Here is a 16,700-nt window from a genome sequence, read left to right as displayed (position 1 = left end):
AGCCTCGTCCCATGGAAATCCCAGTCCACTCAAGCAGTCTTACCCACCGCATTCCCCTGCAGGTCAACGCTCGCGCATGCGAGGTACCGGCCGCTCCCGGGACGGCGCTGCTGCATGTGCTGCGCAATGATCTGGAGCTGAACGGGCCCAAGTACGGCTGCGGCCTGGGCGAGTGCGGCGCCTGCACGGTGCTGATCGACGGCGTGGCCGCACGTTCCTGTGTGATTCCCGTGAAGGCGGTTGTGGGCCGAGAAGTGACCACGCTGGAAGGTCTGGGCTCGCGCCAGTGCCCTGGCCCCACGCAGCAGGCCTTCATCGACTGCCAGGCCGCCCAGTGTGGCTACTGCCTGAGCGGCATGATCATGACGGTGGAGGCCTTGCTGCGTCGCAACCCGAACCCCACCGAGCAGGAACTGCGCAACGAGCTGCACCACAACCTGTGCCGCTGCGGAACGCATGTGGAAATCATGCAGGCAGCCCTGCGCGCCGTGCAGCTGCGTGCGGAACGGGCCGCGCTGCAGGCACCCCGGAGCTTTCCGTCTTCCGGCACGGGCGAGGTCCAGCCATGAACGCGGCCGACAACATCCCGGCCCTGCCTTCCGACCTGCTGCACGGCCTGACGCTGCGCCCGCCCGTCGCGGCCTGGGACGGGCTGCGCTACCAGGGCAGCGTGCCCACCCATGCGAGGCTGGACCAGGCGCAGGCCATGGCTGGCGTGGTGGCCGCCGTGCAGCGTGAACATTTTCTGGGCGTGGTGGCCGTGGCGCCCGTCCATGCGCGGCAGGCGCTTGCCGGCCTGGCACCGGTCTGGCTTGACGCGCATGCGGCCTTGGCGGCCCGCCCCGTTCCTCATTCCTCCGAGTCTCCGGAAGCGGGCCGCTATGTCTGGCGCATGGCCGCTGCAGACGCCGGATCTGCAGGCCCTGCGCGCGTGGTCGCGTGGTGCCTGGAGGGCCATGCCAGCATCTGGTTGCGGCCCTGCGGCGCCGACGTGCAGCAGATGATTGGCCGCGAACTGGCCGCGCTGCTGCAATGGCCCGAATCCGCGTTGCGGCTGTTCAGTCTGCCGACGACGGGGGCTGGCAGCCTGCACCCGCTGGATCTCATGGATGCGGCCGCCGACGCGGTGCTGTTGTCACATGCCGTGGGTCGGCCCGTCAGCGTGGCCTGCGAGGTCGGGGCTGCGGGGGTCGGCGAAAGCCGCGATCTCGTGCTGCGCGTGGAGTTGCGGTCTTCGCAGGCGCTTGAAGCCGGCACGACAGTGCAGGCCCATGCAGGCAATGCATCGCCGCATCCCTACCTGCTGTCCGACACCCCCTGGGCCGTGCGCCCCAGCATGGCGCGCCTGTTGAGTCAGCCCGATCTGACGCATGCCGTCGCGCTGGCCACTGTGCTCGATGCCGGCGAAGTGCGCGAGCGCAAGGGCTTGGCCAGCCTGCGGCATGCCGGTGTTGAGGATCTGAATGCGGCCCAGATCTTCGTGAGCGAAAGCGATTGGCATGAGCAGGCCCTGGCCCAGGGACATGATCCGCTGCAATGGCGTCTGCAGCACCTGCCCGAAGGCCCGGTGCGCGATCTGGCGCAGCAGGTGGCCGATCGTGCGCAGGCGTCGCGGCAAGACACCAGCGAGCCGGACGCCGGTGGCCGCCTGCTGGGGCGGGGCTTCGCCACTGCCCAGCTGCAGACTCTGGATGCTCAAGGCGCCGACCTGCATGCCTGGAGCGCCTGGGTGGCCGAGGTGGCCGTGCACCCGCAAACGGGCGAGATCGAAGTGATCCGTGTCGTGGCCGGCCATGACAGTCGCAGCCTGCAGGCGGTACAGGCCGCCAGCACGCGGCCCGAGATCGTCCAGCAGGACCCGCAATTGCTGGCCGATGCGCGCCGGCTGCTGGGCACGGTGCCCGCTTTTGACGACTGGGCAGGGTCCACAGCTTCTGCTGCTTCTTTCGATGTGATCGCCAAGCCCGGCTCCGACCTGGCGCAGCATGCGCCCGGCGATGTCTCGGTCATCCGCCAGGGCGATCTGGCGCTGGATGGCGTGGCCACGCTGCCCGCCGCCGCCGCCATTGCCAATGCCATCCGCCATGCAACAGGCGTACGCCTGCGCGAAGTGCCCTTCCAGCCCGAGCAGCTGCGCCTGGCGCTGGCGGGCGATGTGGCGGGCAGGCCCTCCATGGCAAAGCCCGGGCGCGGCTGGGGCTGGCTGGCCGCAGGCGCCGCAGGCCTTGCCGGCATGGCCGCCATGGCCTGGCCACTGAAGCCAGCCCTGCCGCTGACCGACGGGCCCGACGTTTCCCTGTACTCGCCGCAGGCCCTGGAGCGAGGCCGCCTGGTGGCCGCTGCGGGCGATTGCGTGGTCTGCCACACCGCCCCGGGCGGCGCGGCCAATGCCGGCGGCTTGGGGCTGGAGACGCCGTTCGGCACCATCTACTCCACCAACATCACACCCGACAAGGAAACCGGCATCGGCCGCTGGTCCTACGCGGCCTTCGAGCGCGCCATGCGTCACGGCATCCACCAGGATGGGCATCAGCTGTATCCGGCCTTCCCGTACACGGCCTTCGCCAAGCTCAGCGATGGCGATCTGCAGGCCCTCTACGGCTACCTGATGTCCCAGCCCGCCGTGAAGGCCAAGGCGCCCGAGACGCAGCTGGCCTTCCCCTACAAGCTGCGCCCGGCCATGGCGGGCTGGAACCTGCTGTTCCACGACGCCACGCCTTTCAAGGCCGATCTCGCGCGCAGTGCCGAATGGAACCGGGGCGCCTACCTGGTCGAAGGCGCGGGGCATTGCGCGGCCTGCCACTCGCCGCGCAATGCGCTGGGTGCCGAAAAAAGCGGCATTCACTACCTGGGCGGTGGCGAGGCCGAAGGCTGGAGCGCCCCCGCGCTCAACCATCTGGCCGGCGGCAAGCTGCCCTGGAGCCGTGAGGAGCTTTACCAGTACCTGCGCACCGGCTTCTCGGCCCGCCATGGCGTGGCGGCAGGCCCCATGGCGCCCGTCATCCACGGCCTGGCTCAGTTGCCTGAAGCCGATGTGCGCGCCATGACCACTTATCTGATGGAGCTGCCGGGCCAGGATGCGCAGTCCGCACCGGCCCAGGCCGCGCCCGTCGCTCCTCTTGCTACAACGGTGGCCGCCCCCGTGGCCACGCCGGCCCCGGCGATGGAGCGTCAGGTCAATGGCGAGCGCATCTACCAGAACGCCTGCGCGGTCTGCCATGAGGCGGGCAGCGGTCCCACATTGTTCGGCGTCAAGCCGCTGCTGGGGCTGAACACCAACCTGCATGCAGCAAGCCCGGACAACCTGCTCCAGGTCATCCTGAACGGCGTCCAGACACCAGCCGACGACGCGCTGGGCTATATGCCCGGCTTCAGGGACAGCCTGGACGACAGGCAGATTGCGGACCTGCTCGGATATTTGCGTCAACGATTTGCACCGGAGGAGAAAGCTTGGCCAGACGATACGAAGACGATTAAGCGGCTGCGCGCGAAGGTGCAGGCGCATGCGCCCTAGGGGCTGCAATGGGCGGCGGCACGGGCGATGCCGCGGATATGGATCTCTTGCCCTGGAATCTCTCCAGGGTCTGGGTCCGGACATCTGATGCTGGGGACAGGGGATGGACAGCCACGGACGGAGCTATCGATATGCCGACCGTGTGGACTGTGCCCATCGCCTGAATGCAGATACCGACATCTGGAATCTTTTTCATCGGTCCATGGAAATGGCGCCGAGGGAGTGGTTCGCTCTGGATGTGTGATGGGTGGGAAGCACTGCACGAATAGGCCGGGCCGAATGGCGGTGCTTGCAAGAAAGACAGATTCAACAATTGCGATGGCTAAAAAAGGAGTTCCTGCATGTCATCTACATATATTTCAGTGGAAAAAGGCATCCAGACTGCGGGTGTGGGCAAGTTTCAGTATCGGCTGTTCGTGATCTTCGGCCTGGTCTGGCTGGCGGACGCCATGCAGGTGCTGTCCATTGGTTTCAGTGCGCCGTCCATTGCCAAGACTTTCGGCAAGACTGTGCCCGAGGCGCTGCAGACCGGCACCTTCTTCTTCATCGGCATGCTGATCGGTGCCTTCGTCTTCGGCAGACTGGCAGACCGCATAGGCCGCCGCCCGGTGCTGATGATGGCCGTGGTGATCGACGCCCTTGCGGGGGTGGCTTCGGCCTTTGCGCCAGAGTTCGCCTGGCTGCTGGTGCTTCGCTTCATCACAGGCATCGGCGTGGGCGGCACGCTGCCCGTGGACTACACCATGATGGCCGAGTTCCTGCCCAGCGACCGCCGTGGCCGCTGGCTGGTGCTGCTGGAGTCGTTCTGGGCCGTGGGCACCATCTTCCTGGCCATCCTGGCGCTGGTGGCCGTATATTGGGGCGAGGATGCTTGGCGCGTGATCTTTTTCGTGACCGGACTGCCGGCGCTGATCGGCGTGGTGCTGCGCTTCTACATCCCCGAATCGCCCATGTACCTGAACCGCAACGGCAAGTCCGAAGAGGCGCGCAAGGTGCTGCAACGGGTGGCCAAGGTCAACGGAAACACGGTCGACATCCCGGCCCTGCAGCCTGAAAAGCAGGAGCGCAAGTCTCTTTTCGCCCTGTTCTCGCAGGATCTGCGCCGTCGCAGCTTCTCGCTGTTCCTGGCCTGGGCGCTGATCTCCATCGCCTACTACGGCGTCTTTGTCTACCTGCCCGTCAAGCTCAGCAGCGAAGGCTTTGCCTTCATGCGTGGCCAGGTCTTCCTGGTGGTGCTGGCGCTGGTGCAACTGCCCGGATTTGCGCTGTCGGCTTATGGCGTGGAACGCTGGGGCCGCAAGCCTACGCTGATCGGGTTTCTGCTGCTCAGTGCCGTGGGCTGCATGCTCTACAGCCTGGGCTCCTCGCCCTTCGTGGTGATCGGATCGACGCTGCTGATGAGCTTCTCGCTGCTGGGCACCTGGGGCGCGTTGTATGCCTTCACGCCCGAGGTCTACCCGACCGACCTGCGCGCCAGCGGCATGGGCATGGCGGGGGCCGTGGCGCGTTTCGGTGGCCTGTTCGCCCCGGCCATCATTGCGCCCATCATGGCCACCCACTTCACCATGGCTCTGGCCGTGCTGTCGGCGATGCTGGTCGGTGGTGCGCTGTCGATCTGGGCGGTGGACGTGGAGTCGCGCAACCGGGCGCTGGACTGATGACGGTCTGAGCGGCCGGCTCAGCAAAAAGGCCAGAAGGATTGCTCCTTCTGGCCTTTGCTTTTTTGGGGCCGCAGCAGCTCATTCGGAGTCGCTGCCTTCCAGCATCTTCCTGAGCAGGAAATCCAGCGCCAGACGCTCCGCAGGATTGAGCTTGCCGTATGTGCTTTCGGTGATCTGCTTGGCAAAGGGCTCCATGTCGTGCACCAGATCCTGACCGGCTTCGGTGAGGTTGATGACGACCTTGCGCCGGTCTATGCGGTCATGCTCCACCTGCACCAGTTCGCGCTGCTTGAGCCGGTCCACCACGCCGCGTATGGTGGCCTGGTCGATCACCGTGGCCTTGACGATGTCGGCCAGCGAGCTGCCTTTGTTGTCACGCACGGAGCACAGCACCACGAATTGCGCCGCCGTGAGCTGAGAGTCAGGAATGTACTGCTGGAAAAGCGCGGCATGCCTTTGATAGACGCGTCGCAGCAGATGGCCGATCTGGTCCGAGAAGTGATAGCCATCCTGTGACGTCATGGCTGATGGCTGGTGAATCATGATGCGTTGGAGCTTACCAAAAATCACGCCAATTACCGTGATTTGCGACAAGCCAGGTCTATGGGCGAGACGCTGCAAAACCGCGTCAAAGCAGCACGTGCAGCAAGGAGGAGCAGCGGGGCTTGAGAGTACATCGGCGCAGGCTGCCAGCTCATTCGCGCATTGAATGGTGCAATCAGGAATATGAATTTGACGGCTTGCCGGTCAGGGCTTGAAATGGCAGGAGAGACAAAGCGTCTGCGGAACAGGCCGCCTCGCTTCCACAATGAAAGCCAGTTGGGACACCCATGCCAGCCATTCAAGGGAAGATCATTCCCATCACCTTCGACGGAGCCGCCAGTGCCGGTTCTGCACTCGGTGGCCATGAACGCGAAGCCCTCGAGCACGCCATTGCCGAGCATGCATCGCGCCCCGGTTCACTGATCGAGCTGCTGCACTCTCTGCAGAATGCGCTGGGCTTTATCCCGCGTGCCGCCGTGCCAGTCATTGCGGAGGCCCTGAATCTTTCGCGTGCCGAGGTCCATGGTGTTGTCAGCTATTACCCGCATTTGCGCGAGCAGCCGCACGGCAGGACGCTGATCCAGATCTGCCGGGCCGAAGCCTGCAAGTCGCGTGGCGGCGATGCACTGTTCGCCCATGCGCAAGAGGCACTGGGCTGCCAGGCCCATGGAACGAGCGCCGATGGCAGCGTGACGCTTGAGCCGGTTTACTGCCTGGGGCTGTGTGCCCAGTCGCCGGCCGTGATGGTCGACGAGAGCAAAGTCCATGCGCAGATGACTGCGGACCGGTTTGATGCCCTGCTGGAGGAAATTCAGCAGAACCAACTTGAAACCAAGGCCGATGAAACGCAGCCGGCTATCGAAAGTGAAGCTGTTCCTGCCACGCGCATCTATGTGCCGCGCGATGCCGCAGCCCTGGCCGTGGGCGCGGATGCCGTGGCCCAGGCGCTGCAGCATGAGTGCGCGGCGCGAGGCCTGGCGGTGGAGCTGGTACGCAATGGCTCGCGCGGCTTGCTGTGGCTGGAGACCCTGGTCGAGGTCGAGACTGCACAGGGCCGCGTGGCCTACGGCCCGGTTCAGGTGGCTGATGTGTCGGGTCTGCTGGATGCCGGCATGCTGCAGGGACGGCCCCATGCGCTATGCCATGGGCTGACCGAACAAATCCCTTATCTGGCACGCCAGGAGCGCCTGACTTTTGCGCGCGTGGGCATCGTCGATCCGCTGAGCCTGCGGGACTACGAGGCCCATGGCGGCTGGCAAGGCCTCAGGGCCGCTGCGGCCATGGCGCCAGAAGCCATCGTCCAGCAGGTGCTGGACTCCGGCCTGCGCGGTCGCGGCGGGGCGGCATTTCCGGCGGGGATCAAATGGAAGACCGTTGCGGCTACACCCGAGCCGCAGAAATACATTGCCTGCAATGCCGACGAAGGCGATTCGGGCACGTTCGCCGACCGTTTGCTGATGGAGGGCGACCCGTTCTGCCTGATCGAGGGCATGGCGATCGCTGGTCTGGCCGCCGGCGCGACGCAGGGCTATATCTATGTACGCAGCGAATATCCGCATGCGATTGAGGTGCTGAACGAGGCGATTGCACGTGCCAGTGCCGCGGGCTGGCTGGGCAGCAATGTGGCCGGCAGCGGCAAGGCGTTCTATCTGCAGGTGCGCAAGGGTGCGGGCAGCTATGTCTGCGGCGAGGAGACCGCCATGCTGGAGAGCATCGAAGGCAAGCGCGGCATTGTGCGTGCCAAGCCGCCGCTGCCCGCGATCGAAGGCCTGTTCGGCAAGCCCACGGTGATCAACAATGTGATCACGCTGGCGACCGTGCCCATCATCCTGGCCAGGGGCGCGGCCTTCTATCAGGGCTATGGCATGGGTCGCTCGCGTGGCACGCTGCCGTTCCAGCTGGCAGGCAATATTGCGCAAGGCGGCCTGGTGGAAAAGGCCTTCGGTCTTACGCTGCGCGAGCTGGTGCAGGATTTTGGCTGCGGCACGGCCAGCGGCCGGCCCGTCAAGGCCATTCAGGTGGGCGGACCGTTGGGCAGCTATGTGGCGCCCGAGGACTGGGACGATCCGCTGGACTATGAAGCCTATGCCGCAAAAGGCAATGTGGTCGGCCATGGCGGTCTGGTCGTGCATGACGACGGCGCCGATATGGCCCAGCTGGCGCGCTACGCCATGGAGTTCTGCGCCATCGAGTCCTGCGGCAAATGCACGCCCTGCCGCATTGGCTCCACGCGGGGAGTGGAGGTGATAGACCGCATCACGCGTCAAGGCGGCGCCGAGCATGCGGCCAATGTGGCGCTGCTCGAGAGCCTGTGCGACACCATGCAGCACGGCAGCCTGTGCGCCATGGGCGGCATGACCCCCTATCCGGTGCGCTCTGCGCTGCAGCATTATCCGCAGGACTTCGGTATCGAGCCCGTGCAGACCGTGAACCCCGCCTGAGGAGAGAGCCATGCTGGAACATCTGAAGAACACCGATTGCGGAACGCCTGCCAGCCTGTCCGAGGAACTGGTCACGCTGCATATCGACGGCCGCGAGGTCACCGTGCCCAAGGGCACATCGCTGATGCGTGCCGCTGTCGATGGCGGCATCAAGGTGCCCAGGCTCTGTGCCACGGATTCGCTGGAGCCCTTTGGTTCCTGCCGGCTGTGTCTGGTGCAGATCGAGGGGCGCAAGGGCTTTCCTGCGTCCTGCACCACGCCTGCCGAAGCAGGCATGAAGGTGTGCACCCAGAGCCCGCAGCTGCAGGAGCTGCGCAAGGGCGTGATGGAGCTCTATATCTCCGACCACCCGCTCGATTGCCTGACCTGCTCGTCCAACGGCGACTGCGAGCTGCAGGACATGGCCGGAGTGGTCGGTCTGCGCGAGGTGCGCTATGGCATGGATGGAGCCAACCACTTCAAGGGCGAAGCCAGGGCCGAGGTCGATACCTCCAATCCCTATTTCAACTACGACCCCAGCAAGTGCATTGTCTGCAATCGCTGCGTGCGCGCCTGCGAGGAAACGCAGGGCACGTTTGCGCTGACGATCAGCGGGCGCGGTTTCGAGTCACGCATCACGGCAGGCCAGGGCGACGGCTTCATGGCCAGCGACTGCGTGAGCTGCGGTGCCTGCGTGCAGGCCTGCCCCACGGCCACCTTGCAGGAAAAGACCGTGGTCGAGCTGGGCCAGAGCGAGCACAGCGAGATCACCACCTGCGCATACTGCGGCGTGGGCTGCGGCTTCAAGGCCGAGATGAAGGGCGAGCAGGTGGTGCGCATGGTGCCCTGGAAGGACGGCAAGGCCAACGAAGGCCATGCCTGCGTCAAGGGGCGTTTTGCCTGGGGCTATGCCACGCACAAGGACCGCATCACCCAACCCATGATCCGCGCAAAGATCACCGACCCCTGGCGCGAAGTGAGCTGGGAGGAGGCCATTGGTCATGCCGCCAGCGAATTCCGCCGCATCCAGGCCAAGCATGGCAGGGACTCGATTGGCGGCATCACCTCGTCGCGCTGCACCAACGAGGAAACCTATCTGGTGCAGAAGCTGATCCGCGCCGCCTTCGGCAACAACAATGTCGATACCTGTGCGCGTGTCTGTCACTCGCCAACGGGCTATGGCCTGGGCCAGACCTATGGCACGTCGGCAGGCACGCAGACCTTCAAGTCGGTCGAGCACTCCGATGTGATCATGGTGATCGGCGCCAATCCCACGGCGGCGCACCCTGTGTTTGGCTCGCGCATGAAAAAGCGGCTGCGTGGCGACGCCCGGCGTGCCGGCGCCGGGTTGATCGTGATCGACCCGCGCGAGATCGAACTCGTCAACTCGCCCCATGTCAAGGCCGACTACCACCTGCAGCTGAAGCCCGGCACCAATGTGGCCATGATCACGGCGCTGGCCCATGTGATCGTCACTGAGGGCTGGCTGGCCGATGCCTATATTGACGAGCGCTGCGATGCCAAGTCCTTTGCGCAATGGAAGGAGTTCGTTGCCAGGCCGGAGAACTCGCCCGAGGCCACGGCCGACATCACCGGCGTGGCTCCCGAGCTGGTACGCGGCGCGGCGCGGCTGTATGCGCGAGGGGCGATGGATCATCCGCAGGGAAGGCAGGTCAACTCGGCCATCTACTACGGCCTGGGCGTGACCGAACATGCGCAGGGCTCGACCATGGTCATGGGCATTGCCAATCTGGCCATGGCCACGGGCAATGTGGGGCGCGAAGGTGTGGGCGTGAATCCCTTGCGCGGGCAGAACAATGTCCAGGGCTCCTGCGACATGGGCAGCTTTCCGCATGAGCTGCCGGGCTATCGCCATATCTCGGACAGCATCACACGCGCCGAGTTTGAAGGCGCCTGGGGCGTGAAGCTCAGTCCCGAGCCGGGCTTGCGCATTCCCAATATGTTCGAGGCCGCGCTGGAAGGCAGCTTCATGGGTCTGTACTGCGAGGGCGAGGACATCGTGCAGTCCGACCCGAACACCCAGCATGTGACGGCAGCGCTGTCGGCCATGGAGTGCGTGGTGGTGCAGGACATCTTCCTCAACGAAACCGCCAAGTACGCCCATGTGTTCCTGCCCGGATCGTCCTTCATGGAAAAGGACGGCACCTTCACCAATGCCGAGCGCCGCATCTCGCGCGTGACCCAGCTCATGCAGCCGCTGGCCGGCTATGCCGACTGGGAGGTGACGCAGCTCCTGTCCAAGGCGCTGGGCTATCCCATGAACTACGGCCATCCGCGCGAAATCATGGCCGAGATTGCGGAGCTGACCCCCACTTTCGCAGGCGTGAGCTACGAGAAGATCGAGCGCCTGGGCAGCGTGCAGTGGCCGTGCAACGACAGCACCGAAGAGGCGGGAACGGCCATCATGCACAAGGAGCAGTTCGTGCGTGGCAAGGGCCGCTTCATCATCACGCAGTACGTGGCCACCGATGAAAAGGTCACGCAGCGCTTTCCGCTGCTGCTGACCACGGGGCGCATTCTCTCGCAGTACAACGTGGGCGCGCAGACGCGGCGCACGGCCAACAGCCAGTGGCACGGTGAAGACAGACTCGAGATTCATCCGCATGACGCACAGGATCGCGGCATCCGCGATGGCGACTGGGTGGGCATTGAAAGCCGCTCCGGCCAGACGGTGCTGCGCGCCACGGTGACCGAGCGCATACAGCCCGGTGTGGTCTACACCACCTTCCATTTCCCCGAGTCGGGCGCGAACGTGATCACCACCGACAGCTCGGACTGGGCCACCAACTGTCCCGAGTACAAGGTGACGGCCGTGCAGGTATTGCCCGTGGCACAGCCTTCAAGCTGGCAGCAAGGCTACAAGCGTTTCAACGACCAGCAGCTCGGTCATCTGGCCGCGGCGCAGCTGGAGATGGGGAGTCAGTGATGGATGTGAGCAACCTGATCCGCATGGCCAATCGCATAGCCGAGTTCTTCGAGGCCATGCCCGAACATGAGGAAGCGCTCGACGGTGTTGCCCAGCATATTCAGAAGTTCTGGGAACCGCGCATGCGGCTTCGGATTCTGGCGGCCTTGAATGAGCCTTCCGAGGCTGCGCAGCTGCGGCCTCTGGTGCGCGACGCGCTGCACAAGCATGCGGCAATGCTGGGGCATGTGCAGACATAGCGCTGCGCACTGAAAAAGAGCAGCCTCTGCGCCCGTTGCGGGTATATTGGTTTTCAGATCCCTGATCTGAGCCGCTGCCCGCGATCGAATGGCCGCGGCTTTTTTATTGGCCATCTTCATGACTTCCGAATCCGTCAAGAGCTCTTTGATGAGCGCACATCTGCGCCTGCTCGGCATGGCCCTGATGTGGGGAGCTTCCTGGCCGGCAGGCCGCATTCTGGCGCTCAATATGCCGCCGTTGGCAGCATCGGCGCTGCGCTTTTTGCTGGCCGCGACCCTGTTGCTGCCCTGGCTGTATTTCTCGGGCGGGCTGGGGGCTCTCCGGCACTGGTCTGCCAAGACCTGGCTGGGCATGTTTGCCGCAGGCGCGACCGGGGTGTTCGGCTACGCCAGCTTTTTCCTCACGGGTCTGCAGCATCTGCCCGCGGGCAAGGCGGCGCTGCTCATCACGCTCAATCCGGTGGTCACGCTGGCGTTCGCCGTGTGGCTCTTCAAGGAGCGCATCAACGCCACCATTGCGCTGGGCATGTTGTTGGCGGCCTGCGGTGCCGTGGTGGTCATCTCGCATGGCGATCCCATGCAATTGCTCAACGGAACGGTAGGGGTGGGCGAGATGCTGATTCTGGGCTGCGTGGCCTGCTGGGTTTGCTACACGCTGATCGGCCGTGCCATGCTGGCAGGCGTGGATGCGCTGGCTGCGACCACCGTGACTTCCATTTTCGGTGCCTTGCTGCTTCTGGCCACCAGTCTGGTGCTGGAAGGCCTGCAGGGGCTGGTTTCGGCATTTCAGGCCAGTGGCACGGCCTGGACTGCCATGGTCTTCATGGCCTATGGCTCCACGGCCCTGGCCTATGCCTGGTACTTCGCGGGCGTCAAATCGCTGGGCGCGGGTGCCGCCTCGGGCTATATCACGCTGGTGCCGGTGATCGGCGTTCTGCTTTCAGCCCTGCTGCTGGGCGAGAGCATTGAAGGCTCCATGGTGCTCGGCGGTGCCATGGCGGTGCTGGGCACGGCCGTGATGAACTGGGGGCGTCGGTCAACAGCCTGAGGTCGGTCTTCATATTTGATGGCATGAAGCGCTTTTGCAGAAAGCGTTTCAATTTGCTTTGGCTGAATATGGGCCTGGCTTGTTCAGGGGACGAAAGCCGCTGCTGCCTGCGGCTCAAGCCTGATTGATCGTGCCTGCGTTCACGATCATCTGGGAGATCACCTCCAACTGATGTTCGGCTGCTGCATCGTCGATCTCGAAGAGGCGCATGACGGCCAGGCCTCGCAGCGCAGCAAACACCACAGATGCAAAGTGGCTGGGCTGAGGATGGCGCTCGGCGATTTCCGGGAAAACCTTCACGAAGTGCTCAAAGGAGGCGGGGTCATGCTGGGAGCGGTGCGCGTTGATGCGCTCGAATAGCGGCGTGCTCTTGCAGCCGAAAAACATGCTCCAGGTTGCCACATAGCTGGGTTGGGCATAGACGCTTTGCCAGGCCCTGCGCACGAATTCGCGAGCGCGCGGCTCCAGCGGCAGCTGCGCGGCATCTTCGGGCCAGCCTGCGCCCGCAGCCGCCAGCGGCGCCATGATTTCATCGACCACCTGCTCCATCAGCGCCTGGCGGCTGCCGAACTGGTGCTGCACCGCCCCCAGCGTGACTTTGGCGCCACGCGCAATTTCCTGCAGATTGGTCTGCTGAAACCCAACTTTCTGTAGCAGCCGTATGGCGGATTTGATGATCTTGCGCTGGGTGGTCTGACTGCGTTCTGCCTGGGTACGGCGGGGGGCGGTTTTGCTTCCTGTTTGATTCATGGGCTGCGTGTGTGATTCATAAGGCGTCGATGACGCACCACACCAGATGCTACACGCTCCGGCTCTGATGGCTGGATGGGCCTGTCTGGGTAATTTCACCCTCGGGTAATCCATGATAAATAAAGATTAAACGTTTAATGTTTTATGTTTTAGACTCCGCCTCCATTGTTGTTCATCAGCGACCTTGGAGAGCGAGTCAGCTTCCGAGGGCTCTTATTGGAAACCGCCATGTCACGCTCTGTTTACCGCCTTCCCGCCGACGACCGCACCAATGGATGGAGCGCGCTGCTGGGAACTCGTCAGCCGAAGGCGCCGCTGCAGGGCGATGTGGCGGTGGACTGGGTCATTGTGGGCGCCGGCTATGCAGGGCTGGCGGCAGCACGCCAGCTGGCGCAACAGCAACCTGATGCTTCCATCGCCGTGGTGGATGCGGGCGTGGTGGGGGAGAACGCCTCGGGCCGCAACTCGGGCTTCGCGATCGATCTGCCGCACAGCTCGGCGCCATCGGACGCCGCGGTGGAGGCGGGCCGCCGCGTGATCCGCGTCAACCGCTTTGCCGTGGATGCCCTGGAGCGGGCGGTGGCTGAGCACAGCATCTCCTGTGGCTGGCAAAAGCGGGGCCGCTACCACGTGGCGGTGACGGAGGAGGTGGCGCAAAAGTCGCTCAAGCCTTATGCACGCAATCTGGATGCCTGGCAGGAGTCCCATGAATATCTGGACCGTGATGCGCTGCGCCAGCGCATAGGCTCCGATTACTACGCGGCAGCCGTCTACACGCCGGGCACGCGCCTCATGAATCCTGCGGCGCTGGTGCGTGGTCTGGCCGACAGCCTGCCGTCCCAGGTGCAGCTGTTCGAGAACTCGCCGGTCATCGAGGCGAAGCTCGAAGGCGAGGCTCCCTTTGTCCGCACGGCCCAGGGCAGCATCCGTGCGCGCAAGGCCATTCTGGCAGTCAATGCTTTCTCGCAGTCATTCGGCGTCTACCAGGAGCGCCAGGTACCGATTCTGCTGTTCGCCAGCCTCACTCACCCGCTCAGCGATGCCCAGATCGCCCAGCTGGGAACGGATGCAGCCTGGGGTGTGACACCCGCGCATGGCGTGGCGGGTTCCACGGTACGTCTGACGCACGACCGGCGGCTGATGATCCGCCAGGGGTTCGAGTATTCACCCAGCTTGCGCACCACTGACGGGCGCCGCGCCAAGGCCAGGGCCATGAATCAGGCGCTGCTGCGCCGCCGCTTTCCACAACTCGGGGCCATCGAGCTTGAGCATTTCTGGATGGGCTGGCTGGCGGTTTCGCACAACCACGCGCCCGCCTTTGGCCGGATTGGCGACAACGCCTGGGCAGCGTCCTGCTGCAACGGATCGGGCATCGTGCGCCACACCGCTGCCGGCATGCTCATCGCCGACCTGGCGCTGGGCCGCAAGAACCCGCTGATCGACGACTTCCTCATCGAGGGCACTGCCAACTACATCCCGCCGCGCCCGCTGCGCGACGTCGGCGTGGGACTCACGCTGGCATGGGATATGTGGCGTGGCCGGGCCGAGCAGTAAGCGCTTTTCGGATCCGCATAGGTAGATATAGATAACAGGAGACAAACCATGCATACCCCTTCTTCCAACGGGCATCTGGAGCGCAAGCTCAAGAACCGCCATATCCAGCTGATTGCGCTGGGCGGCACCATAGGCACCGGGCTGTTTCTGGGATCGGCCGGCATCATCGAGCTGGCCGGCCCTGGCGTGTTGCTGGGCTATGCCATCGGCGGCCTGCTGATCTTCTTCATCATGCGTTTCCTGGGCGAGATGCTGGTCGAGGAGCCCTCTGCCGGTTCGTTCAGCTATTTCGCCAACCGCTACGTGGGGCGCTTTGCCGGTTTCCTGTCGGGCTGGAACTGCGTGGCCCTCTATGTGCTGGTGGGCATGCTGGAGCTGACCGCTGTGGGCAAGTTCATCCAGTTCTGGTGGCCCGATATCCCGGTCTGGGTGACGGCAGCCGTTTGCTTTGTGCTTATCAACGGCGTGAACTTCATCAACGTCAAGGCCTATGGCGAGTTTGAGTTCTGGTTCGCGCTGATCAAGATCGTGGCCGTGGTGGCGATGATCGCCACCGGAATCTACCTGCTGTCCACCACGCACAACCCCACGCAGACGATCAGCAATCTGTGGACGCAAGGCGGTTTCCTGCCGAACGGCTTCAAGGGGCTGTTCATGGCCTTTGCCTTCATCATGTTCGCCTTCGGCGGCGTGGAAATGCTGGGCTTTGCCGCTGCAGAAACCGAAGAGCCGCGCAAGGTCATTCCCAAGGCGATCAACCAGCTCATGGTGCGCGTGCTGCTGTTCTATGTGGGCTCGATGGCCGTGCTGCTGTCGCTGACGCCCTGGACTGACCTGGTGGCCCAGCTCAAGGCCGGTGGCGGCACCTACAGCAGCAGTCCCTTTGTGCTGGTGTTCTCGGGTATGGGCGAGCACCTGGCTGCGCATATGCTGAATTTCGTGATCCTCACCGCTACGCTGTCGGTCTACAACAGCATGGTCTACAGCTCCAGCCGTCTGCTGTATGGCATGGCCCAGGAAGGCAACGCTCCCAAGTCGCTGGGTGAAGTCAACAAACGCGGTGTGCCCGTGAAGGCCATCGTCTACCCCGGCATCGTCACTGCCTTCTGCGTGGTGCTGAACTATGTGGCGCCTGCCGGCGTGATCGAGCTGCTGATCTCGTTGATCACGGCGGCGTTAGTGATCATCTGGACCATCATCATCATTTCGCACCTGAATTATCGCAAGCTGCATGATGCCAAGGGCACGCCGCGCAGCTTCAAGGCGCCGCTGTTCCCGCTGACCAACTACATCTGTCTGGCAGCCATGGTGCTGGTGGTGGTCGTGATGCTGCTCACGCCCGGAGTACGTGCCTCCGCCTATGCAATTCCGGTGTGGGTGCTGGCGGTCTATGCCATGTACCGCATGGTTTTTCGCCAGCCCGTTCGGCTGGTGCAGACTGCGGTTTGATTGAAAGAGGACTTACGCAAACAAGGATGCGCCAGGACTGTTTTTTTGAGGAAAAGCGCTTGCCTGAACCTGATTTGCGTAAGTCGTGTGAATGAGGACTTGCGCAGACCTTTGCGCCAGCCTGTTGTAACCCCTGAACCATGAGAGCCCTTCGATGAACTCCACTGCAACCTTTTATCCCGCGCCCGGCGGCATGCCCTTCTCTTCCGCAGTCCGCGCAGGCGGCTTTCTGATGCTGTCGGGGCAGATCCCCTTCGGCGAGGACAAGCGCCCGCTTACCGGCCCCATCGAAGAGCAGACTCATGCCGTGCTCAAGGCTATCGCGGCGCGGCTGGAGGCCGTGGGCAGCTCGCTGGACGACGTGGTGAAGGCCAATATCTGGCTCAGCGACCTGGCTCATTTCGATGCCTTCAACAAGGTCTACGCCAGCTATTTCAAGGAAGGCAGTTATCCCGTGCGCAGCCTGGTGCAGGCCCAGCTGGTTTTCGGCGTTGGCGTTGAGATCGAAGTCCAGGCACTGGATAAAACCGCCTGATCGCGCCATCATCAATTTCATTTTTTTTGCAGGAAACCTC

Annotated in this window: 12 protein-coding genes; 10 read left to right on the top strand and 2 right to left on the bottom strand. The window is 64.0% G+C overall.

The genetic code is table 11. From position 1 onward, the window contains the following. The first annotated feature begins 11 nt into the window (after nucleotides 1–11). From F0P97_RS22150 to F0P97_RS22140, 3 genes are all read left to right on the top strand, one after another. Nucleotides 12–569, top strand: coding sequence for a (2Fe-2S)-binding protein (locus tag F0P97_RS22150; RefSeq protein ID WP_232538017.1), 558 nt, complete (start codon nucleotides 12–14; stop codon nucleotides 567–569). Continuing rightward, nucleotides 566–3,514 (top strand): cytochrome c, encoded by a 2,949-nt coding sequence (locus tag F0P97_RS22145; protein ID WP_182284277.1) that lies wholly within the window; start codon nucleotides 566–568, stop codon nucleotides 3,512–3,514. Before F0P97_RS22150 ends, F0P97_RS22145 begins: the two co-directional genes overlap by 4 nt. Before the next feature lie 341 nt (nucleotides 3,515–3,855). After that, nucleotides 3,856–5,172, top strand: a complete 1,317-nt coding sequence (locus F0P97_RS22140; RefSeq protein WP_148748156.1) for an MFS transporter — start codon at nucleotides 3,856–3,858, stop codon at nucleotides 5,170–5,172. Between the two features lie 81 nt (nucleotides 5,173–5,253). Here the strand turns inward: F0P97_RS22140 and F0P97_RS22135 are convergent, their stop codons facing one another. After that, nucleotides 5,254–5,697 (bottom strand): MarR family winged helix-turn-helix transcriptional regulator, encoded by a 444-nt coding sequence (locus F0P97_RS22135; RefSeq protein WP_182284275.1) that lies wholly within the window; start codon nucleotides 5,695–5,697, stop codon nucleotides 5,254–5,256. 308 nt (nucleotides 5,698–6,005) lie between these two features. Between F0P97_RS22135 and F0P97_RS22130 the strand changes: the two genes are divergently transcribed. From F0P97_RS22130 to F0P97_RS22115, 4 genes are all read left to right on the top strand, one after another. After that, on the top strand, nucleotides 6,006–8,159 hold the full coding sequence (locus F0P97_RS22130; RefSeq protein ID WP_182284273.1) for a formate dehydrogenase subunit gamma: 2,154 nt from the start codon (nucleotides 6,006–6,008) through the stop codon (nucleotides 8,157–8,159). 10 nt (nucleotides 8,160–8,169) lie between these two features. After that, the gene (gene fdhF, locus F0P97_RS22125) at nucleotides 8,170–11,085 is read left to right on the top strand and encodes a formate dehydrogenase subunit alpha (protein ID WP_182284271.1); all 2,916 of its coding nucleotides are present in this window, start codon (nucleotides 8,170–8,172) and stop codon (nucleotides 11,083–11,085) included. Continuing rightward, nucleotides 11,085–11,324: a formate dehydrogenase subunit delta gene (locus F0P97_RS22120; protein ID WP_182284269.1), complete on the top strand. Its 240-nt coding sequence runs from the start codon at nucleotides 11,085–11,087 to the stop codon at nucleotides 11,322–11,324. The genes fdhF and F0P97_RS22120 overlap by 1 nt, the downstream gene beginning before the upstream one ends. Before the next feature lie 118 nt (nucleotides 11,325–11,442). Continuing rightward, nucleotides 11,443–12,372, top strand: coding sequence for a DMT family transporter (locus tag F0P97_RS22115; protein ID WP_232538016.1), 930 nt, complete (start codon nucleotides 11,443–11,445; stop codon nucleotides 12,370–12,372). A gap of 114 nt (nucleotides 12,373–12,486) precedes the next feature. Here F0P97_RS22115 and F0P97_RS22110 read toward each other — a convergent pair whose 3' ends face one another. Further along, nucleotides 12,487–13,122, bottom strand: coding sequence for a TetR/AcrR family transcriptional regulator (locus tag F0P97_RS22110; RefSeq protein WP_034355669.1), 636 nt, complete (start codon nucleotides 13,120–13,122; stop codon nucleotides 12,487–12,489). Nucleotides 13,123–13,350: 228 nt separating this feature from the next. Between F0P97_RS22110 and F0P97_RS22105 the strand changes: the two genes are divergently transcribed. The 3 genes from F0P97_RS22105 to F0P97_RS22095 all read left to right on the top strand — a co-directional run bounded on the left by F0P97_RS22105 (nucleotide 13,351) and on the right by F0P97_RS22095 (nucleotide 16,660). Next, nucleotides 13,351–14,676, top strand: coding sequence for an NAD(P)/FAD-dependent oxidoreductase (locus tag F0P97_RS22105; RefSeq protein ID WP_182284265.1), 1,326 nt, complete (start codon nucleotides 13,351–13,353; stop codon nucleotides 14,674–14,676). A 48-nt stretch (nucleotides 14,677–14,724) separates the two neighbouring features. Beyond that, nucleotides 14,725–16,125 carry an amino acid permease gene (locus tag F0P97_RS22100; protein ID WP_182284263.1) on the top strand — a complete coding sequence of 467 codons (1,401 nt, stop codon included), beginning with the start codon at nucleotides 14,725–14,727 and terminating at the stop codon, nucleotides 16,123–16,125. 154 nt (nucleotides 16,126–16,279) lie between these two features. Further along, nucleotides 16,280–16,660: a RidA family protein gene (locus F0P97_RS22095; RefSeq protein ID WP_182284261.1), complete on the top strand. Its 381-nt coding sequence runs from the start codon at nucleotides 16,280–16,282 to the stop codon at nucleotides 16,658–16,660. The last annotated feature ends 40 nt before the right edge of the window (nucleotides 16,661–16,700 follow it).

It is taken from the genome of Comamonas testosteroni, from assembly GCF_014076415.1.
Classification (GTDB): domain Bacteria; phylum Pseudomonadota; class Gammaproteobacteria; order Burkholderiales; family Burkholderiaceae_C; genus Comamonas; species Comamonas testosteroni_F.
Note: the sequence above shows the minus strand (reverse complement) of the source record. Positions and strands in the feature narration are given on the sequence as shown.